The following is a 523-nucleotide window of genomic DNA, read 5'->3' on the forward strand; positions in this document are numbered from 1 at the left end:
TTGGCCCACAGAACGACATGGCTACGATCCGACTTAATAAAAAGTGGCCTTTTTTAAAAAATTGGAGATAGAAAAATTGGAACCTTCAATTTATGAATGCAGTGTTGGAAAAAATTGGAGGCCTCTTATTGAAAGTCGAGAGATACAAACGTAAAAGTTTAGAGAAAGATTTATATATGAGTTTTTACATATATGATATCAGTGAAAGAGAAATGAAAAAAGAAGTAATAATTGAAGGAGAAACGTACTATATTGAAAGTGAGGATGACCTAGTTAGCATAGTTCATGAGTTAGTCAAAAGAGGGTTTACAGTTAAGGAGATTGCATACGGACTAGGAATCAGTGAGAAAAAGGTCAGGAAATATTTAGAAGACTGTTGGTAAGTTAAGTTTTGTTTTTTTATTTGTAAGTTCTAATTCTCCTTTTTAGAATTTTTATTTTTCTCCTAATTAGCTAAGATTATGCTTAGTTTTTTTCAGTTTTGTAAGTCGGAGGCCAAGCGGTCTTAGGAAGACAACGGCAA

General features: G+C 32.7%; 1 protein-coding gene. It reads left to right on the forward strand.

Annotation, left to right across the window (positions count from 1 at the left end):
- Positions 1-92: 92 nt before the first annotated feature.
- Positions 93-383, forward strand: a complete 291-nt coding sequence (locus tag ABD036_RS19155) for a hypothetical protein (protein WP_343799778.1) — start codon at positions 93-95, stop codon at positions 381-383.
- Positions 384-523 lie beyond the last annotated feature (140 nt).

Source organism: Aliiglaciecola litoralis (assembly GCF_039523355.1).
GTDB lineage: Bacteria > Pseudomonadota > Gammaproteobacteria > Enterobacterales > Alteromonadaceae > Aliiglaciecola > Aliiglaciecola litoralis.